Origin of the sequence: Herbidospora sakaeratensis (assembly GCF_001570525.1) — a bacterium.
GTDB lineage: Bacteria > Actinomycetota > Actinomycetes > Streptosporangiales > Streptosporangiaceae > Herbidospora > Herbidospora sakaeratensis.
In genome coordinates this window covers 22,729-42,335 of record NZ_BBXC01000032.1, presented here as the reverse complement: position 1 = coordinate 42,335, position 19,607 = coordinate 22,729, and the positions used below count along the sequence as shown (strand labels likewise).

The 19,607-nt window shown below is 73.8% G+C and carries 18 protein-coding genes; 17 read left to right on the top strand and 1 reads right to left on the bottom strand.

What is annotated here, in order from left to right; all coding sequences use genetic code 11:
- Nucleotides 1–165: 165 nt before the first annotated feature.
- Genes AW271_RS37485 through AW271_RS37455 form a run of 7 tightly spaced genes read left to right on the top strand, consistent with a single transcriptional unit; the run spans nucleotide 166 to nucleotide 7,970 of the window.
- Nucleotides 166–2,676 carry an RHS repeat domain-containing protein gene (locus AW271_RS37485; RefSeq protein WP_062343029.1) on the top strand — a complete coding sequence of 837 codons (2,511 nt, stop codon included), beginning with the start codon at nucleotides 166–168 and terminating at the stop codon, nucleotides 2,674–2,676.
- A gap of 17 nt (nucleotides 2,677–2,693) precedes the next feature.
- Nucleotides 2,694–3,098: an allene oxide cyclase barrel-like domain-containing protein gene (locus AW271_RS37480; RefSeq protein WP_062343027.1), complete on the top strand. Its 405-nt coding sequence runs from the start codon at nucleotides 2,694–2,696 to the stop codon at nucleotides 3,096–3,098.
- Nucleotides 3,099–3,102: 4 nt separating this feature from the next.
- On the top strand, nucleotides 3,103–4,125 hold the full coding sequence (locus AW271_RS37475; protein ID WP_062343025.1) for a 3-oxoacyl-ACP synthase III family protein: 1,023 nt from the start codon (nucleotides 3,103–3,105) through the stop codon (nucleotides 4,123–4,125).
- The gene (locus tag AW271_RS37470; RefSeq protein ID WP_157555065.1) at nucleotides 4,122–5,975 is read left to right on the top strand and encodes an HAD-IIIC family phosphatase; all 1,854 of its coding nucleotides are present in this window, start codon (nucleotides 4,122–4,124) and stop codon (nucleotides 5,973–5,975) included. The genes AW271_RS37475 and AW271_RS37470 overlap by 4 nt, the downstream gene beginning before the upstream one ends.
- A complete protein-coding gene (locus tag AW271_RS37465) occupies nucleotides 5,972–6,199 on the top strand; it encodes a hypothetical protein (RefSeq protein ID WP_062343021.1) in 228 nt (75 codons plus the stop codon). The genes AW271_RS37470 and AW271_RS37465 overlap by 4 nt, the downstream gene beginning before the upstream one ends.
- Complete coding sequence (locus AW271_RS37460) at nucleotides 6,196–6,930, top strand: 2-oxo acid dehydrogenase subunit E2 (protein ID WP_062343019.1); 735 nt, start codon at nucleotides 6,196–6,198, stop codon at nucleotides 6,928–6,930. The genes AW271_RS37465 and AW271_RS37460 overlap by 4 nt, the downstream gene beginning before the upstream one ends.
- Complete coding sequence (locus AW271_RS37455) at nucleotides 6,927–7,970, top strand: alpha/beta fold hydrolase (RefSeq protein ID WP_062343017.1); 1,044 nt, start codon at nucleotides 6,927–6,929, stop codon at nucleotides 7,968–7,970. Before AW271_RS37460 ends, AW271_RS37455 begins: the two co-directional genes overlap by 4 nt.
- Here the strand turns inward: AW271_RS37455 and AW271_RS37450 are convergent.
- Nucleotides 7,965–8,618 carry a TetR/AcrR family transcriptional regulator gene (locus tag AW271_RS37450; protein ID WP_062343015.1) on the bottom strand — a complete coding sequence of 218 codons (654 nt, stop codon included), beginning with the start codon at nucleotides 8,616–8,618 and terminating at the stop codon, nucleotides 7,965–7,967. The two genes, AW271_RS37455 and AW271_RS37450, sit on opposite strands and share 6 nt — an antisense overlap.
- 79 nt (nucleotides 8,619–8,697) lie before the next feature.
- Between AW271_RS37450 and AW271_RS37445 the strand changes: the two genes are divergently transcribed.
- The 10 genes from AW271_RS37445 to AW271_RS37400 are packed head-to-tail and all read left to right on the top strand — an operon-like array spanning nucleotide 8,698 to nucleotide 19,542.
- Entirely contained in the window at nucleotides 8,698–10,128 is a 1,431-nt protein-coding gene (locus AW271_RS37445; protein ID WP_062343013.1) for a DHA2 family efflux MFS transporter permease subunit, read from the top strand.
- A complete protein-coding gene (locus AW271_RS37440; protein WP_062343011.1) occupies nucleotides 10,125–11,132 on the top strand; it encodes an LLM class flavin-dependent oxidoreductase in 1,008 nt (335 codons plus the stop codon). The genes AW271_RS37445 and AW271_RS37440 overlap by 4 nt, the downstream gene beginning before the upstream one ends.
- Before the next feature lie 51 nt (nucleotides 11,133–11,183).
- A complete protein-coding gene (locus AW271_RS37435; protein ID WP_062343009.1) occupies nucleotides 11,184–12,815 on the top strand; it encodes an ABC transporter substrate-binding protein in 1,632 nt (543 codons plus the stop codon).
- Nucleotides 12,812–13,750, top strand: a complete 939-nt coding sequence (locus AW271_RS37430; RefSeq protein WP_062343007.1) for an ABC transporter permease — start codon at nucleotides 12,812–12,814, stop codon at nucleotides 13,748–13,750. The genes AW271_RS37435 and AW271_RS37430 overlap by 4 nt, the downstream gene beginning before the upstream one ends.
- A complete protein-coding gene (locus AW271_RS37425) occupies nucleotides 13,747–14,553 on the top strand; it encodes an ABC transporter permease (RefSeq protein ID WP_083977789.1) in 807 nt (268 codons plus the stop codon). Before AW271_RS37430 ends, AW271_RS37425 begins: the two co-directional genes overlap by 4 nt.
- The gene (locus AW271_RS37420; protein ID WP_062343005.1) at nucleotides 14,550–16,154 is read left to right on the top strand and encodes a dipeptide ABC transporter ATP-binding protein; all 1,605 of its coding nucleotides are present in this window, start codon (nucleotides 14,550–14,552) and stop codon (nucleotides 16,152–16,154) included. The genes AW271_RS37425 and AW271_RS37420 overlap by 4 nt, the downstream gene beginning before the upstream one ends.
- Entirely contained in the window at nucleotides 16,151–17,293 is a 1,143-nt protein-coding gene (locus tag AW271_RS37415) for an acyltransferase family protein (RefSeq protein WP_062343003.1), read from the top strand. Before AW271_RS37420 ends, AW271_RS37415 begins: the two co-directional genes overlap by 4 nt.
- The gene (locus tag AW271_RS37410; RefSeq protein ID WP_062343001.1) at nucleotides 17,290–18,471 is read left to right on the top strand and encodes a cytochrome P450; all 1,182 of its coding nucleotides are present in this window, start codon (nucleotides 17,290–17,292) and stop codon (nucleotides 18,469–18,471) included. Before AW271_RS37415 ends, AW271_RS37410 begins: the two co-directional genes overlap by 4 nt.
- Nucleotides 18,472–18,487: 16 nt before the next feature.
- The gene (locus tag AW271_RS37405; RefSeq protein WP_062343000.1) at nucleotides 18,488–18,679 is read left to right on the top strand and encodes a ferredoxin; all 192 of its coding nucleotides are present in this window, start codon (nucleotides 18,488–18,490) and stop codon (nucleotides 18,677–18,679) included.
- Between the two features lie 2 nt (nucleotides 18,680–18,681).
- Nucleotides 18,682–19,542 carry an alpha/beta hydrolase fold domain-containing protein gene (locus AW271_RS37400; RefSeq protein WP_062342997.1) on the top strand — a complete coding sequence of 287 codons (861 nt, stop codon included), beginning with the start codon at nucleotides 18,682–18,684 and terminating at the stop codon, nucleotides 19,540–19,542.
- The last annotated feature ends 65 nt before the right edge of the window (nucleotides 19,543–19,607 follow it).

Sequence of the window (19,607 nt, the reverse complement as noted above, 5' to 3'; positions counted from 1 at the left end):
GCACCGCCCGGAATCGCCGCGACGACGCCCGTTCGCCCGCTGACCGGGCACGACACATTCCGGCAAACTGCCGCGAACCGGATTCTGGGGGCGTTAAGTGGCGCTTTAGAAGCGGGGCCAAAGATGAGGCTCGCCGATCCGGCCCATTCGAGGGGTGAGCAGCCTGTGTCCACACTCCGGGACGTCCACGCCCGCCACGCCGTCCGGCGCGTGCCGCTCGGCGACTCCGCCGAGGTGCTGGTCGACCTGCGCGACGGCACGCCGGTCGTGCGCCGGCTCGACCTGGTGGTCGCCGGCGCCCGCACCCATCTGCGGCTCGTCCGGGAGTACCGGGGCGACTCCCGGCACGACGCCGGGCTCGGCCCGGGCTGGCGGCTCGACCCCGCGCCGACGCGGGGGCGGACCGGCGAACCCGTCGTCATCGACGACCAGGGCCGCGTCGTCACCCTGCACCTCGACACCGGCGGCCTGATCACGAAGATCGTCGACCCGCTCGGGGCGCAGGGCGCCTTCTTCCTGTACGACCTGGCCGGCCGCCCCGTCCGGCACACCGACGCCGCCGGGGCCGCGACCCTGTTCCGCTGGGACGACGACGACCGCCTGACCGCCGTCGAGGACCCGGCCGGCGGCACGCTGACCTTCACCTATGAGGGCCGGGCGGTGACCGGGCTCGACTGGGGCGGCGGCCGGCTCGCCTTCGCCTACTCCCCGGGCCGCACGACGGTGACCGACACCGCCGGGCGGGTGAGCACCCACGAGTTCGACGAGAAGGGCCGGCTGACCGGGCTCGGCGACGGCCGCCGCTGGGCCTGGACCGGCGACGACCTCCTGCACGAGGAGACCGACTCCCTCGGCAACACTGTCACCCGCGAATACGACCCCGAGGGGCGGCTGACCACGCTGCGGCTGCCGACCGGCGAGGAGAGCCGCGCCGAGTACGGGCCGCGCACCGTCCTGCGCGACCCGGCCGGCCGCGAACTGCGGCTGGACGCCGACGAGCAGGGCCGCCCGGTGCGCGCCCTGGTGCCCGGCCGGGACGAACCCCTCGACATCCGCACCTACCACCCGGTGCACGGCCGCCTGCTGACCTGCACCGACGGCAACGGCCACACCACCTCCTTCGGCTACGACGCCGCCGGGAACCTGACCTCGGTCACCCCGCCCGCGCCGCTCGGCCCGGTCCGGTACGCCTATGACGGCCTGTCGCGCGTCACCGCCGTCACCGGCGGCGACGGCCGTACGGTCGGCTACCGGCACGACCCGGCCGGCCGCCTGACCGAGGTCGTCGACGAGGCGACCGGCACGGTCCTGGCCGCGTTCTCCCACGACGGCCTGGGCCGGGTCACCCGCCGCTCCGGCCCCGGCTGGTCGCGGGCCCACACGTGGGCCCAGACCGGCCGCGGTCCCCGGATCAGCCGGTCGGTCCGCACCGCCGACGGCGAGCCGGACGAGGAGGTGCGCTACGAACACTCCCCCGACGGCGACCTGCTCGCCGTCACCACCGAGGGCGGCACCACGTCCTACACCCACGACGAGCAGGGGCGGCCCGCGACGGTCACCACCCCGGCCGGGCACGTCGCCCGGCTCACCCATGACGCCGCCGGCCGGCTGGTCCGGGTCGACCTGGGGGCGGCCGTACAGGAGATCGAGCACGACGCGTCGGGCCGCCGCACCGCGCTCACCGTGCGCGGCCCCGACGGGCGGCCGCGCCTGACCACCCGGTACGCCTACGAGGGCGGCCTGCTGCGCACCGCCGAACTCGACGGCGAGACCGTCGACCACGCCTACGACGGCCTCGGCCGCCTGATCAGGGCGGGCGAGACCGAGTACGCCTACGACCGCGCCAACAACCTGGTCCGGCTGGGCCAGGTGGCCTTCACGCTGAACGCGGCCGGGCAGGTGACCCGCTTCGGCGACACCGAGTTCACCTACGACGGCGCGGGCGACTTCGTCGAGGAGGTGAACCCGACCGGCTCGTTCGCCTACAGCCCCACCCGCCAGACCCTCACCGGCGTCTTCGGCGGGGTCCGGGTCGTGGACGTCTCCTACGACGGCCTCGACCAGCGCACCCCCCGTCGCATCACCGAGACCACCGTCGACGGCCGGACCGTCACCCACGTGCTGACCTGGTCGGAGCTCGGGCTGCTCCGCGTCGTCGACGACGGCGCGCCCACCGACCTGGTGCGCCTTCCCGATGGCACGCCGATCGCCCTGACGGCCCCCGGCGGGCAGCACCACTGGATCGTGACCGACCACCGCGGCTCGGTGCTGGCCCTGGTCGGCCCCGACGGCGAGATCACCGCCCGCTACCGCTACACCCCCCACGGCGCGGTCACCGCCGAGGGCCCGGCCGCCGCCCTGAACCCGCTGCGGTTCCTGGGCGCCTACCAGCTGCTGCGCAGCGCGCACGTGCTCGACGACCACCTCTACAACGGCTACTGGGGCCGTTTCACCCAGCCCGACCCGCGCCGCCGCGCCTACGCGCCCTACACCTTCCGCGACAACGACCCCGTCAACACCGGAACCCCGGCCCGGCACGACTTCTGGGCCGTGCTGGCCGGTCACCCGGTCGAGCGCTTCTTCCCGGGCCCGCCGGAGCCTCCGCTGCCGGAGTGCGCGGGCGACCGCATCCCCCTGATCGCGGGCGAACCCCCGGCCCGTTTTTCCCTGGACTGACGAGAGAGGACCTCATCATGGCCGAGCAGATCGTGATCCGCGCGCCCAAGGAGATCGTGGTGAAGGTGGTCGACGACGTCACGGTCGCCGACCCGCAGATCGGGCAGACCGGCACGTTCGACGACGAGATCTACGACGAGGACGGCACCCTCCTGGGCACCTCCCACGGCTCGTTCCGCATCGAGTACGTGCGCCCCGGCGACGGCGGCCTGATGACCTACTACACCGAGGACATCACGCTGACCGACGGCACCATCCACGCCGAGGGCTGGGCCGACTTCAACGACGTGCGGACCAGCGAGTGGGTCTACTACCCGGCCACCGGCACCGGCGGCCGGTACGAGGGCCTCACCGGGTTCCGCACCTGGCGCATGACCGGCGTGCGGGCCTCGGCAGAGGCGCGCATCCTGCTCGCCGGCTGAGCCGATGCACATCCTCTCGGCCGCCTCGGCGCTGCCCGGCCCGCCCGTCGACAACGCCGCGCTGGCCCGCCGCTTCGGCATGGACGCGTTGTGGGAGCAGTGGGTGGCGGCGTTCATCGGCACGGACGCCCGCCACCTCGCGCTCGACCTGGAGTCGGGCAAGGTCACCACGACCCTGGCCGACCTGGCCGCCGACGCCGGGGCCCGCGCCCTGGCGGCGGCGGGCGTGACGGCGGGCGAGGTGGACGCGGTCGTGCTGGGCACCGCGACCCCCGACCGGCTGATGCCGGCCACCGTGAACGTGGTGGCCGACCGGCTAGGCATCGACCAGGTGCGCACCTTCCAGCTGCAGTCGGGCTGCTCGGGGGCCGTCCAGGTGCTCGACGTGGCCCGGCAGCTGCTGCTGGCCGGGGAGACCCGCACGGTGCTGGTGCTCGGCGGCGACGTCATCGCCCGCTTCTACGACGTGACCCGCGACCTGACCAGGGCGGCCCCGGCCGAGCTGGTCAACTACGTGCTGTTCGGCGACGCCGCGGGCGCGGCCGTGGTGTCGGCCGACGCCCGGCCCGGGTCGGCGCGGGTGCGGGCGTTGTTCACCCGCCTGGTCGGCCTGGGCCGGGAGCCCGGCGCGGTGCTGGAGTGGTTCGGCCCGGCCGACCGCCACGACGACCGCCCGGCCGCGACCGAGGACTACAAGGCGATCGAGAAGCACGTGCCCGAGATGACCGAGGAGGTGCTGCTCGAACTGCTGCGCACGGTCGGCTGGACCGACCGCGACGTCGACCTGGTGCTGCCGCCGCAGTTGTCGGGCCGGATGACTCGGCTGATCACCGACCGGCTGGCGCTGCCCGCCGCCCGCGAGGTCTCCGTCGTCGACCACGCCGGGAACTGCGGCAACGCCATCGTGTTCCTGCAGCTGGAGCGGGCGCTGGCCGCGTTGTCCCCCGGCGATCGGGCGATCGGGGTGTCGATCGAGTCGAGCAAGTGGATCAAGGCCGGGTTCGCGCTGGAAGGGGTCGCGTCGTGACGGAGCTGCCGCCCGCCGCCGAATGGCCGTCGGTGCGGGGGCTGCTGGCGGAGCTGCCCGACGACGCGCTGCCGCGCGCCGGGAGGTTCCTGGCCCGGCTCGACCCCGCCGAGGTGCTCGCCGCCCATCCGGCCACGCCCGTGGTCTCCCTGTACGTCACCGGCCACGGCACCCTGGCCGCGCTGCGCCCGGCGCTGGCGGTGGAACTGGCCCGGCACGGCCTGCTGGCCGGGGTCGCGCTCGCCGACTTCGACGCCTGGGTGCGCGACCTGGCCGACCCCGCGAGCGAGCTCTACACCACGCTCGGGAAGGCCGGCGGCCCGGCGTTCGCGCTGGCCGTGCTCGACCCCGGGATCGTCGCCGCCGAGTTGCCGCCGCCCTGGCGGGCCGACGACGCGGCCCGGGTGCTCGACGCGAAGGTCACGCTGATCGAGAAGCTCGCCGCGACGTTCGCCGCGACCGCGCGCGGTGCCACGCTGGTGCTCAACACGCTCCCGCTGCCCCGCGAGCTGACCGCCCAGCTGCTCGACCGGCGGGAGCGGGCCGCCCTCGGCGCGGCCTGGCGGGAGGCCAACGCGCGGCTGCTGCGGCTCGACCGGCCCGAGGTGGCCGTCGTCGACCTCGACCCGCTGCTCGCCGAGGGGATCCGGGCCCGCGACCCCCGGCAGAGCGTCTACGCCAAGGCCCACCTGACCGACGACCTGCTCGCGGCGTACGCGCGGGAGGTCGGCCACCTGGCGCGGCAGGCCGCCGGGCTCGCCAAGAAGGTGCTCGTGCTCGACCTCGACGAGACCGTCTGGGGCGGGGTGCTCGGCGAGGCCGGGCCCGAGGGCATCGAGGTGGCCGAGGGCTACCGGGGCGAGGCGTTCACCCGGTTCCAGCGGGTGGTCCGGCAACTCGGCTCGCAGGGCGTGCTGGTGGCGGCGGTCAGCAAGAACGACCCCGAGCCGGTGGCCGGGGTGCTGCGCGACCACCCCGGCATGACCTTGCGCGACGGCGACTTCGTGCAGGTGCGGGCCAACTGGCGGCCCAAGCACGACAACCTCGCCGAGCTCGCCGCCGACCTCAACCTGGCCGTCGACAGCTTCGTGTTCGCCGACGACAGCCCCTTCGAACGCGGCCTCGTGCGGCGCGAACTGCCCGGCGTCGCCGTGGTCGACCTCACCGCCGAACCGGCGCTGCACGTCGCGGCGCTGCTGCGGGACGGCTGGTTCGACGTGCCCCGGCTCACCTCCGAAGACCGGGCCCGCCCGGCCCGCTACCGCGAGGAGGACGCCCGGCGCGGCTTCCTGGAGGGCTTCGACTCCCTCGACGGCTACCTGGCCGAACTCGGCACCGAGGTGCGGCTCGCGCCCGCCGACCCCGCCCAGCTCGACCGGGTCTCCCAGATCACGCTGCGCACCAACCAGTTCAACCTGACCACCCGGCGGCTCTCCCCCGCCGAGGTGCGCGACCTGGCCGACGACCCGGACGCCCGCGTGCTCGCCATCGCCTCGGCCGACCGGTTCGGCGAGCACGGCCTGGTGGGCGCGGTGCTGCTGCGCCGCGACGGCGCGGTGCTGCGGGTGGAGAACTTCCTGCTGAGCTGCCGGGTGTTCGCGCGCGGCATCGAACAGGCGGTGCTGGGCGCGGTGCTGGAACACGCCCGCGCCTCGGCCGCCCGCGAGGTGCGGGCCGCCTACCGGCGGACCGCCAAGAACGGCAGGGTGGCCGGTTTCTATCCGGAGGCCGGGTTCGCGACCGTGCACGCCGACGAGGCGGGGGCCGAGTTCCGGCACGACCTGACCCGGCCGCCGGAGCCGGTGCCGCACATCCGCCTCAGCGCCGACTTCGGAGGACGACACCCATGATTTCCGTCGAGGAGTACGTCGCGCTGCTGCGCGACGAGCTGGCCCTCCCGGTCACCGAGGACGACCTCGGCCGGTCGCTCGACACGGTCGACGCGTGGGACTCGGTGCACCTGCTCACGCTCTGCACGCTGCTGGAACGCCGGACGGGCCGGCCGGTGCCGTTCGCCCGGGTGCTGGAGGCCCCCAGCCTGGTGGCGGTCTACGAACTGGCGACCACGTCATGACCGGCGTCCCGCCCCATCGGGAGCGGCGGCACACGCTGTTCTTCCTGGAGGTCATCCGCGACTTCTCACCGGTCTTCCTCGACACCGAGGTCGACATGACCGCCGTGCTGGCGCACCGCGCCGTCCACGGCCACGCGATCACCGCCTACGTCCTGCACGCCGCCGGGCGGGTGCTGGCCAAGCACCCGGAGGCCAACGCGGCGATCCAGGGACGGTTCCGGCCGAGGGTGGCCCGCTATCCGTTCGTCAGCGGCAAGGTGACCCTCGACCGCACGCTCAACGGGCGGCGGGTGGTGCTCGGCACGGTCGTGCCGAATCTCCAGGAGGCCGCCCTCGCCGACGTCCACGCCCATCTGACGCGGGTGCGGCACGGCGACCCGGAGAAGCTGAAGGACTTCGAGGGGGTGCGGCGGCTGCACGCCGCGCCGTGGGCCCTCGGCCGGCGGAGATTCCGCAAAGCGGCCGCGTCGCTGAGCCTGCGGCCCCACCTGACCGGCACGTTCGCGGTGACCTCGCTCGGCCACCGGGCGGTCGACTCCTTCCACTCGGTCGGCGGCACCACCACCACGTTCGGCGTCGGCCGGATCACCGACCGGGTCGTGGTGCGCGACGGGACGCCCGCCGTCGCGCCCGTGATGCGGCTGAGCCTCGCGTTCGACCACCGGGTGATCGACGGCGCCGAGGCCGCCGACGTGCTGACCGAGGTGAAAGAGGCCCTGGAGAACCTATGACCGACCTGGACGAGCTGAAGAACTACGTCGTCGCGCACGCCCGCTCGCAGGGCCTGCCGCCCGAGCACTCGGCCGCGATCCTGGGCCGCGTCCACGACGACGACGCGTGGGTGCGCGAGTGGAGCGCCGAGGGCGACCGGCTGGCCGCCGACGACCGCCTGCTGGAAGCCAACGCCCACTACATCATGGCCCGCTTCCCCTACGCCGACGGCCCGGCGCGGCAGGAGGCCGCCGCGCGCAGCCGGGCCGTCTTCGACCGCTGGCGGGCCGGCTTCCCGGACATCCGGCCGCTGGAGGGCCCGGCCCCCGGCTGGACGGTCGGCCTGGACGCCCCCGAGCCCCGGCCGCTGCTGGTGCTGACCGGCGGAATCATCTCGGTCAAGGAGCAGTGGGCGGCGGTGCTGCCGCAACTCGACGCGCTCGGCTTCGCCGGGATCGTCACCGAGATGCCGCGGGTCGGCGAGAACCCGGTGCCCTACGACGCCGACGCCTGGCGGTTCTTCCCCGCCCTGCTCGACGCGGTCGAGGGCCGCGCCGACACCGCCAGGAGCTACCTGCTGGCGCTCAGCTTCAGCGGCCACCTGGCGCTGCGCGCCGCCCTGCACGACGACCGGATCAGGGGCGTCGTGGGCGCGGGCGCGCCGCTGCGCCACTTCTTCGTCGACGAGACCTGGCAGGCGAACGTGCCCGGGGTCACCACCGACACGCTGGCCCACCTCACCGGGGCCGACCGCGACAAGGTCTACCCGCTGATCCGCGACTGGGCGCTGACCCCGGAGGAGCTGTCGGCGCTGCGGATCCCGGTCGCCCACGTGACGAGCCTGCGCGACGAGATCATCCCGCCCGCCGACGCCGCCCTGCTGCGCGAACGCGTGCGCGGGGTGCGGGTGCTGGAGCACGACGACGTGCACGGCGCGCCGTCGTCGTTCGCGCAGACCCGGCTCTGGACGCTGCTGTCGGTGCTGCGCATCCACGGCGGCTTCGGGCCCCAGCGGGTGGCCCTCACGAAGGAGTTCTCGAAGCTCCGGTACGCCTCATGACCCGCCCGAGGAGCCGAACGCCCGGAGGAAGGTGTCGACCCCCGCGACGGCGACCTTCTCGGCGTCCTTCTGGTCGAGGGGCCGGGAGCCGAACGTGCTGAGCGTCGGGAGCTCCTCGTAGACCAGGGCGATGAACTGGTTGGCCGCCCTGACCGGGTCTTCGATGCGCAGGTGGCCGGCGTTGGCCAGCCGGGCCAGCCGCCCTGCCAGCGCCTCGATGAACTGGTCGGGGCCGCTCGCCCTGACCTGGTCGAACAGGTCGGGGAAGCGCACCGCCTCGGCGTAGAGGAGGCGGCGGACGGCCTGCGACTGCTCGTCGGTGTAGCAGGCCACCAGCTTGCCCGCGACGTCTTCGAGGCCGGGGCGCAGCCCGTCGGCCTCGCCCGGGAACGACTCCAGGACCTCCATCGTCTTGCCGTTGGCCCGCGCCGCGGTCTCGGTCATGACGTGGCGGAACAGGTTCTCCTTCGAACCGAGGTGGTTGTAGATGGTCGGCTTGGCCACCCCCGCCTCGGCGGCGATCAGGTCGAGGCTCGCCTGCGCGTAGCCGACGCGGGCGAACACCCGTAGCGCGGCCTCCACGATGGCCCGGCGTTTGTCCAGCCGCCCTCGGTCGGAGGTCGATTTCTCGGTGTCGCCAACGCTCATTTCGCCATGCTACCGTCCCAGGCAGGTAATTGAACTCACCAGTTCATTTTCACTGTCTCCCCGGTTCAAAGGAGTTGTCATGTCAGGCACGGTCCGGCTCGACCGCGCGCTGCTCACGCTGATAGGCGTGATGGTGCTCGGCGGGATGATGTCCTACCTCGACGCGACGATCGTCAACGTCGGGATCAGCACGCTGACCGCCGAGTTCGAGGCGACCCTGGCCACGATCGAGTGGGTGACCACCGGCTACCTGCTCGCGGTCGCGCTGGCCATCCCGCTGGCCGGGTGGGCGACCGTGCGCTTCGGCGCCAAGCGCATGTGGCTGCTCGGCCTGACCGTGTTCCTGGCCGGGTCGACCCTCTCCGCCTTCGCCTGGAACGCCGAGAGCCTCATCGCGTTCCGGATCCTGCAGGGCCTCGGCGGCGGCATGGTCGACCCGATCATGATGACCGTCGTCGCGGGCGCGGCCGGTCCGGCCCGCATCGCCCGCGTCATGGGGCTCATCTCGATCCCGATCACGCTCGGCCCGGTCGTCGGCCCGATCGTCGGCGGCCTGATCCTCGACAACCTCAGCTGGCAGTGGATGTTCCTGGTCAACATCCCCTTCGCGCTGGCCGCGATCGTGCTGGCCGTCGTCGTGCTGCCGGCCGACCCGCCCGGGGCCGACGCGCCGCTCGACTGGATCGGCGTGTTCACCCTCTCGCCCGGGTTCGCCGCGCTCGTCTTCGCGTTGTCGCGGGCCGGGGCCGAGGGCTTCGGCAGCACATCGGTGGTGATCGGCCTGGTCGTCGGCCTGGCGCTGTTCGCGGCCTACGTCGTGCACGCGCTGCGCACCCGCGGCACGCCGCTGCTCGACCTGCGGCTGTTCCGCAGCAAGGGCTTCAGCGCCAGCGTGACCACCATGTTCCTCATCGGCGGCGGCCTGTTCTCGCTGCTGTTCCTGCTGCCGCTCTACTACCAGGAGGTGCGCGGCGAGTCGGTGCTGGCCTCGGGCCTGCTGCTGGCCCCGCTCGGGCTGGGCACGCTCGTCGGCATGCCGGTCGCCGGCAACCTGGCCGACAAGCTCGGCGCGCGGCGGCTGGTGCCGGTCGGCGCGCTGCTCATCGGGCTGGGCGCGCTGGTGTTCACCGGCTCCGACGCGGGCACCTCGCAGCTGCTGCTGACCGCGGCCCAGCTCGCCGCCGGGTTCGGCCTCGGCCTGGTCGGCGCGCCGACGATGGGCTCGGTCTACCGCACGGTGCCCGGCGACGCGGTGGCCGGGGCTACCGGCGCGGTCTTCATCCTCAACCAGATCGGCGCCTCGCTCGGCATCGCCGTCGTCGCGCTCATCCTCCAGGGCGGCGGCGCGCACACCGCGCCCACCCCCGCGACCTTCGCCGACGCCTTCTGGTGGCCGGTGGCCGCCGCGGCGGTGGTCTTCGTGGCCGGGCTGCTGCTCCCCGGCAAGCCCGAGGCGGCCCCCGCCGGGCCCGTCGCCGAACCGGCCCCCTCCGAAGGAGCCCTGTCATGACCCTGCCCTTATCGGTTCTCGACGTCGTCCCGGTCTTCGAGGGCGGATCGGCCACCCAGGCGCTGTCCGACACCGTCGCCTTCGCCCCGAAGGCCGAGGAGCTGGGCTACCTGCGCTACTGGGTGGCCGAGCACCACAACACCACGAGCCTGGCCACCTCCGCCCCGGCCGTGCTGGCCGGGCGGCTGGCGGCGGCGACCACGACCCTGCGGGTCGGGTCGGGCGGGGTGCTGCTGCCCAACCACGCCCCGCTCGTGGTGGCCGAGCAGTTCGGCACGCTGGAGGCGCTCTACCCCGGCCGGATCGACCTCGGGCTCGGCCGGGCCCCCGGCACCGACCCGCGCACCGCCAGGGCGCTGCGCCGCTCGCCCGAGGGCGCGGCCGACTTCGCCGGGGAGATCGGCGAGCTGCGCGGCTACTTCGCGCCGGCCGACCGGTCGACCGGCATCGTCGCCGTGCCGGCCGCCGACGCGCGGCCCGACGTGTGGGTGCTCGGGTCGAGCCCCGGCAGCGGCGCGCTCGCCGGGTCGCTGGGGCTGCCGTACGCGTACGCGCACCAGATCAACCCGCGCGACACGGCGCAGGCGCTGGCCGCCTACCGCGACGCGTTCCGGCCCTCGGCCGACCTCGACCGGCCGCGCGCCCTGATCGCGGCGCTGGTCACGGTGGCCCCGACCGACGACGAGGCCCTCACGGCGGCCTCGTCCTACCTGCTCGGCAAGGTCCTGATGCGCACCTCGCCGCACTTCGACGTGTTCCCGGCCGGGGCGCGGGCGGCCGCGCACCGGTGGTCGCCGGCCGAGCGGGAGTTCGTGCGGGCCATCGTCGAGCCGCAGCTCATCGGCAGCGTCGAGACGGTGGCCGGCAAGCTCGACCGGCTGATCGGGGAGACCGGCGCCGACGAGCTGATGGCGCTGACCGTGGTGCCGTCGCAGGACGACCGGCTGCGCTCGTTCCGGCTGCTGGCCGAGGCGGCCGAGATCGTGGTTTCAGCCCCGCTTTAGCGGCACTCCCGATAGTTCGAACGATCGCAATCGAACGTATCTGGAGTTCCCATGCCTCCATCACGTGCCGTACTGGCGGCCGCCGTCCTCATCGCCCTCGCCGCGTGCGGCACGGAGAACACCGGTGGGGCCGGCGGCGGCCAGGCGGCCAAGCCGGCCGCCTCCGGCGCCCTCACGCACGCGGTCAACGAGGAGCCCGACTGCTGGGACCCGCACGTCAGCGCGCAGGACGTCACCTCGTTCCTCCAGCGCCCGGTCTACGACTCGCTGGTCTACCAGACGCCCGACGGCGCGCTGGAGCCGTGGCTGGCCACCAAGTGGGAGATCAGCCCCGACAGCAAGACCTACACCTTCACGCTGCGCGAGGACGTCGTCTTCCACGACGGCGCCAAGCTCGACGCCGAGGCGGTCAAGGCCAACTTCGACCACATCACCGCCAAGGAGACCAACTCCCAGTACGCGGCCGGGCTGCTCGGGCCGTACAAGGGCGTGACGGTGGTCGGCCCCCACCAGGTGAAGGTCGAGTTCACCCGGCCCTACGTGCCGTTCCTCCAGGCGGCCAGCACCACGGCGCTGGGCATCGCCTCCCCCGCGACGCTGAAGGCCGGGTCGGACAAGCTGTGCGCCGCCGGTGACGGCTCGGTCGGCTCCGGCCCGTTCACGTCGGGCGCCTACGTGCGCGGGCAGGAGCGGACGTACACGAGGAACGCCGCCTACAACTGGGCGCCCAGGAGCGCCGGGCACACCGGCCCCGCGCGGCTCGAGACCCTCAAGGTCCGGTTCATCTCCGAGGCGGCCACCAGGATCGGGGCGCTGACCTCCGGCCAGGTCGACACCGCCAGCGCGATCCCGGCCAACCAGCTCGGGCTGCTCAAAGCCGACCCGAAGCTCCAGGTGCTCGACAAGCAGGTGCCCGGGGCGGTCAACGCCTTCTACCTGAACACCAAGGGCGCGTTGTTCTCCGACGTGCGGGTGCGGCAGGCCTTCCAGCGGGCCATCGACATCGACACGCTCGTGAAGTCGGTGTTCCAGGGCCTCTACCAGCGGGCCTGGAGCCCGCTCTCGCCCACCACCCCGGCCAGCTACGACGCCACGCTGGAGAACACCTGGCCGCCCGACCCGGCGTTGTCGGCCAAGCTGCTCGACGAGGCCGGCTGGACCGGCCGCGACGCCGAGGGCTACCGCACCAAGGACGGCAAGCGGCTCACCGTGGTCGCCCCGATCTACGGCGAGGCGAGCACGTTCTCGCAGGCGGTGCAGGGCGACCTGAAGAAGTCGGGCATCTACCTGGAGCTGCTCGCCTCGACCGACGCGATCGAGATCGGCGGCCGGCTCGACGAGGGCCGCTACGACGTGGTCGAGTTGTCGTGGGCGCGCGGCGACGGCGACATCCTGAGCCACTTCTTCTTCTCCGACCAGACGTCCAAGAACAGCGGCCACAACTTCGCCCAGGTCACCGACCCCGAGGTCGACACGTGGCTGACGGCCGCGCAGACCGCCCAGGAGCCCGCCCAGCGCGCCGCCGAGTACGCCAAGGCGCAGAAGTGGGCGATCGAGAACGCGGTGGTGGTGCCGACCTACGTCGACACGCAGAACCTCGGCGCCAGCAAGAAGGTGCGCGACCTGCGGCTGAGCATCTCGGCGCACCCCGAGTTCTACGGCGCCTGGGTCGAGGCCCCGTGAGGGGTGCGCTGGCCCGGCTGGTGAGCGCGGCCCTCGTGGTGTGGGCCGCGGCCACCTGCGCCTTCCTGGTGCTGCAGCTGATCCCGGGCGACCCGGTCTACGCCGTCGTCGGCTCCGACGCGCTGGTCTCCGAGGAGCAGCACGAGCGGATCCGCGCGGAGTACGGCCTCGACCAGCCGCTCGTGGTGCAGTACCTGAACTACGTCGCCCGGCTGGCGACGTTCCGGTTCGGCGACTCCTACCAGCTCCAGCAGCCGGTGGCGACGGTGCTGGCCGACCAGCTCTGGCCGACCGTGCAGCTCGCGCTGGCGGCCACCGCGCTGGCGCCGCTCCTGGCGGTGCTGGTGGCGGTGGCCACCTCGGGGCGGCGGAACTGGCCGCGCCGGGTGGCGGCGGCGGTGGAGCTGGTGGTGGTGTCGACGCCGTCGTTCTGGCTCGGCATCATGCTGCTGACGATCTTCTCGTTCCGGCTCGGCTGGTTGCCGGTGTCGGAGACCGGCGGCGTGGCGTCGCTGGTGCTGCCCACGATCACGCTGGCGCTGCCGATCGCGGCCGTGCTGACCCAGGTGATGCGCGAGGGCCTGCTGGCCGCGCTCGACCAGCCGTTCGCGGTGACCGCGCGGGCGCGCGGCGTGCCCGAGACGGCGGTGCGCTACCGGCACGCCCTGCGCCATTCGGCGCTGCCCGCGCTGACCATGGCGGGCTGGTTCACCGGCACCCTGCTGGGCGGCGCGGTGATCGTGGAGAACGTGTTCGCCCGGCCCGGCATCGGGCGCGTCACCCTCCAGGCGGTCGGCGACCGCGACCTGCCGGTGGTGCAGGGCGTGGTGGCGCTGTCGGCGGTGGTGTTCGTGGCGGTCAGCGTGCTGGTCGACGTCCTGTACGCCGTCGTCGACCCGCGGCTGCGCAGGAAGACGGGGGTGCAGGCGATATGAGGCACGTGGGGATCGTGGCCGCCGGGGCGTTCCTGGTGCTGCTCCTCGTGGCGGCCCTCTTCCCGGGGCTGCTGGCCGGGGGCGACCCGACCGCGACCGATCCGGTCGCCACCTTCCTGCCGCCCGACTCCGTCCATCTGTTCGGCACCGACCAGCTCGGGCGCGACGTCTTCACCCGGGTCGTGCACGGCGCCCGCCACTCGCTGGCCATCGGCGCGGCGGCCACGGTCGGCGGGCTCCTCATCGCCGTGGTGTGGGGCCTGCTCGCGGCGCTGTCGGGCCGGTTCGGCGACGCGGTGCTGATGCGGGTCGCCGACGCCCTGCTGGCGCTGCCCGGCCTGCTGCTGGCCCTGCTCGTGGTGCTGATCACCGGCAAGGGCGTGGTCGGCGCGACGCTCGCGGTGGCCGTGGGCATCGCGCCCGGCTTCGCGCGGGTCGTGCGCGCGCAGGCGCTCGTGGTGCGCCGGTCGGGCTACGTCGAGGCGGCGATCGGGCTGGGCGTGCCCCGGCCGCTGGTGGTGCTGCGGCACGTGCTGCCCAACACGTTCGGGCCGCTGCTGGTGCTGGCGACCGTCACGCTCGGCGTGTCGATCTCCACGGGCGCGGCGCTGAGCTACCTGGGCCTGGGCGCGCAGCCGCCGACGCCCGAGTGGGGGGCGATGCTCACCGAGAGCCAGGGCTTCCTCCATCTGGCCTGGTGGGCGGCGCTGTTCCCGGGGCTGCTGCTGGTCCTGACCGTCATCGCGGTGACCGTCGCCGGTCGCCACGCCCAGAACCGATCCGAGGGACGGTACGCCTCATGAGTCTCGTCGAGGCCGCAGACCTTGACGTCCGGTTCGCCGCCGGCCGGGTGCACGCCGTGCGCGGCGCGTCGGTGCGGCTGGAGGCGGGCCGCTGCCTGGCCCTGGTCGGCGAGTCGGGCTCGGGCAAGTCGGCGCTGGCCCGCTCGCTCCTCGGGCTGGCCGGACCGACCGCCACGGTCACCGCCGCCGAACTGCGCGTCGCCGGGGAGGACGCCCGGGAGTTCGGCCCGCGCGACTGGCGCCGGGTGCGCGGCCGGCACGTCGGGCTGGTCTCCCAGGACGCGCTGGTCGCCCTCGACCCGCTGCGTCCGATCGGCGCCGAGATCACCGAGTCGCTGCTGGCGCACCGCACCGTGCCCCGGAGCCGGGCCCGGGAGCGGGTGGTCGGCCTGCTCACGCGGGTCGGCGTGCCCGATCCCGAGGAGCGCGCCCGCCAGTACGTGCACCAGCTCTCGGGCGGGCTGCGCCAGCGGGCCCTCATCGCCTCGGCCATCGCGGCCGAGCCCGGGATCCTCATCGCCGACGAGCCGACCACGGCGCTCGACGCCGCCGTGCAGGCGCGGGTGCTGGCCCTGCTCGCCGAGCTGAAGGAGCAGGGCACCGGGCTGCTGCTGATCTCCCACGACCTCGCGGTGGTGGAGGCGCTGGCCGACGAGGTCGCGGTGATGCGGCACGGCGTGATCGTCGAGACCGGCCCGACCGACCGGGTGCTGGAGGAGCCGCGGCACGCGTACACGAAGGAACTGCTCGCCGCCGTGCCGGGCAGCCGGCCCAGGACCGGCCGTGGACGGCCGCCGGAGGGCGAGCCGCTGCTCGACGTCACCGGCGTGGTGAAGCGGTTCGCCGGCCGCACGGCGGTGGCGGGCGTCGACTTCACGCTGCGGCCGGGCGAGACGCTCGGGCTGGTCGGCGAGTCGGGCTCGGGCAAGACCACCCTGGCCCGCGTCGTGCTGGGCATGGCCCGGCCCGACGAGGGGACGGTGCTGCTCGACGGCGAACCCTGGAGCGGGGTGCCCGAACGGGCCCGCCGGGCGCGGCGGCACACGATCCAGCTGGTGCCGCAGGACCCGCTCAGCGCCGTCGACCCGCGCTGGCCGGTGGCGCGCGTCGTCGGCGAGGCGCTGGCCGCGACCGGCGTGCCCCGCGCCGAGCGCGCCGACCGCACGGCGGTCCTGCTGGAGCGGGTCGGGCTGACCGCCGACCTGCTCGGCCGGCGGCCCGCCGCGTTGTCGGGCGGGCAGCGGCAGCGGGTGGCCATCGCCCGCGCCCTGGCCACCAAGCCCCGGCTGCTGGTGTGCGACGAGCCGGTGTCGGCGCTCGACGTGTCGGTGCAGGCCCAGGTGCTCGACCTGCTGCGCCGCCTGCAGGAGGAGCTCGGCCTCGCCACCCTGTTCATCTCCCACGACCTGGCCGTGGTCCGTGAGGTCTGCGACCGGGTGATGGTGATGAAGGACGGCGTCGTCGTCGAGTCAGGGCCGGTCGAGGAGGTGTTCGCGGGGCCCGCGCATCCCTACACGAGGTCGCTGCTGGACGCGGTGCCACGGCGCGTAAGGGCGGCTTTAGAGCCGCCCAATAACGCGCTGCCAGCCTCACTCTCATGACCAGCTCACCAGAACAGACCCGCGGCGCACGGCTCCCGTCGCTGACCGGGCTGCGCTTCTTCGCGGCGCTGCTCGTGTTCGCCTTCCACACCACCTGGCAGACCAAGTTCGTCGACACCCCCGTCTTCGAGAGCGCCGGCTTCTACGGCGTCACCTTCTTCTTCGTGCTCAGCGGGTTCGTGCTGACCTGGTCGGCCCGGCCCGGCGACACGCCGCCGAAGGTGTGGCGGCGGCGGGTGGTGAAGATCTTCCCCAACCACCTCGTCACGTTCGCCGTGGCCGGGGTGCTGATGCTGCTGACCGCGCAGGCGTTCACCACCACCGGCACCCTGGCCAACCTGTTCCTGCTCCAGGCGTGGATCCCCGACCTCACCGTGCCGAACACGATGAACTCGGTGAGCTGGTCGTTGTCGTGCGAGTTGTTCTTCTACCTCACCTTCCCGTGGATCCTGCGGCTGCTGAACCGCTTCTCGACGCGGGCGTTGTGGATCACGGCGGGCGCGCTCGTGGCGGTGACGCTGCTGGCGCCGCTGGTGTCGGTGTACCTGATCGGCGGGCAGCCGCTGCCGTTCATCTCCGACGGGACGTTGTCGTTCGAGCAGATCTGGTTCGTGTACTTCTTCCCGCCGGTCCGGGCGGCCGAGTTCGTGCTCGGCGTGGTCGCGGCGCGGCTGGCGCTGGAGGGGTCGTGGCCCCGGCTCGGGCTGGCGCCCGCGCTGCTCATCGCGGTGGGCGGCTACGTCGTGCAGGCGAACGTGCCCTACCTGTGGGGCATCGCGGGCACCGCGGCCATCTGGCTGACGCCGCTGGTGGTGGCGGCCGCGCAGGCGGACCTCCATCTGACCCGGTCGCCGTTCCGGGGGCGCACGCTGGTGCGGCTCGGGGAGTGGTCGTTCGCCTTCTACATGGTGCACGGGCTGACCGTCACCTACCTGCACCGCTACCTCGTCGCCGACCGCGACCTGACACCGCTGGCGGGGGCGGGGCTGCTCGTGCTGGCGCTCGCGGTCGCGCTGGTGCTGGCCTGGGCGCTGTTCACGTTCGTGGAGACCCCGGCCGTGAAGCGGTTCAGCGTGTCCCGGAGCGACCGGGCCCCGCTGTCCCCTTCGCCGAAGCCCCTCCAGGAGGCGGCCGAATGACCGTTCTGCCGGAATACCCGCAGGCCCGTGGTTGCCCCTTCCAGCCCGCCTCCGGATACGCCGACTACGCCCCGGTGTCCAAGGTACGGCTCTACAACGGGCGGGAGGTGTGGGCGGTGACCGGGCACGCCGAGGCGCGGCAGGTGCTGCTCGACCCGGTCACCTACTCCTCCGACCGGGTGCACCCGCACTACCCGGCGCTGGCGCCCCGGTTCGAGTCGGCGCGCAAGGTGCGCAACTTCATCGGCATGGACCCGCCGGAGCACACCGTGCAGCGGCGCATGCTGCTGTCGAGCTTCACCGTGAAGAAGACCAACGCGCTGCGGCCGCGCATCCAGGCGCTGGTCGACGGGCTCATCGACGAGATCGAGGCCAAGGGCCCGGTCGCCGATCTGGTGCCCGACTTCGCGCTGCCGGTTCCGTCGATCGTCATCTGCGAGCTGCTCGGGGTGCCCTACGCCGACCACGCCTTCTTCGAGCACCAGTCGCGGCGGGTGGTCACCGGCAGCACCACCCTGGAGGAGAGCGCCGACGCGTTCGCGCAGCTCAAGGGCTATCTCGACGAGCTGATCCAGCGCAAGCAGCGGGAGCCGGGCGACGGGCTGCTCGACACGCTGATCGCCGAGCAGGTCGAGACGGGCGGGCTGACCCGGGCCGAGCTGGTCGACATCGCGCTGCTGCTGCTCGTGGCCGGTCACGAGACCACCGCGAGCGCCATCGCGCTCGGCGTCGTCACCCTGCTGGAGCACCCCGACCAGCTGACCGCGTTGCGGTCGGACGCGCGGCTGCTGCCGACGGCGGTCGAGGAGCTGCTGCGCTACATGGCCATCGCCGACGGCATCGCCCGGTTCGCCACCGCCGACGCCGACCTGGCGGGTCATCGCGTGCGGGCGGGCGACGGGATCGTGGTCGTCATCGCCACCGCCAACCGCGACGGCGAGGCGTTCCCGTCCCCCGCCGCGTTCGCGGTCGACCGGGGCGCGCGGCACCACGTGTCGTTCGGGCACGGCGTGCACCAGTGCATCGGCCAGAACCTGGCGCGCGCCGAGATGGAGATCGCGCTCGGCACGCTCTTCCGCAGGCTGCCCGGCCTGCGGCTGGCCAGGGACCTCGCCGACCTGCCGATCAAGGAGGCCGGCGGCGTCCAGGGTGTCTGGGAACTGCCCGTCACCTGGTGAACAACAGGAGTCGCACATGCGTATCAGCGCCGACCAAGGACGCTGCCTGGGCGCGGGACAGTGCGTGCTGTCCGCGCCCGACCGCTTCGACCAGTCCGAGCTCGGGCTGGTCGAAGTGCTCGATCCGGAGGTGCCGGAAGGGGACGAGCAGCGCTTCCGGGACATCCTCGACCTCTGCCCGTCTCAGGCCCTGTCACTGGAGGCGTGACCATGCCGATCAGCGGAACCCTCGCCGACGCCGTCGCCGACCGCGCCGGAACCCGACCGCGGCCGCTGGCCGCGCTGCCGGAGTTCGACTCCGTCGACGTGACCGAGCCCACCGCGCCGGTGCACGTGCGGGTCTACCGCCCGCGCGGCCTGACCGGGCCGCTGCCCGCCACGTTGTGGCTGCACGGCGGCGGGTTCGTGCTGGGGAACGTCGACCACGTCCACCAGGCGGCGGCGCAGGCGGCGGCCTACGCCTCCGCCGTCGTGGTCGCGGTCGGCTACCGGCTCGCGCCCGAGCATCCCTATCCGGCCGGGCTGGAGGACTCCTACGCGGCGCTCGAATGGCTGGCCGCCGAGGCGAAGGCGCTCGGGGTGGACGCCGACCGGCTCGGCGTGGCCGGGGCGAGCTCCGGCGCGGCGCTGGCCACGGGGGTGGCGCTGCTGGCCCGCGACCGTGGCGGGCCGCCGCTGGTGTTCCAGCACCTGGCCACCCCGGCGCTCGACGACCGCCTGGAGACGGCGTCGATGCGCACCCTGACCGACGCGCCCATCTGGAACCGGGGGCTGGCCCTGGAGAGCTGGCGCCTGTACCTGGGCGGCGCGGCGGCGTCGGCGTATTCGGCGCCGGCGCGGGCGGAGGACCTGGCGGGCCTGCCGCCCGCCTACATCTCCACGGCGGGCCTCGACCCGCTGCGCGACGAGGGCATCCTGTACGGGCTGCGGCTGGCCCAGGCCGGGGTGCCCGTCGAGCTGCACAACTTCCCGGGGTTCTACCACGCCTTCGGCGGGCCCGACCTGCCGTCGGAGCAACAACGGATCGCGATCGAGCACCTGGCGGCGCTCAAGCGGGGGCTCTGGCCGTGACGGCGGGCGGTGCCGGCCGGGCGGAGCCGTAACGGAGAAGAAGATGGCTTTAGATCGCCTCAAGG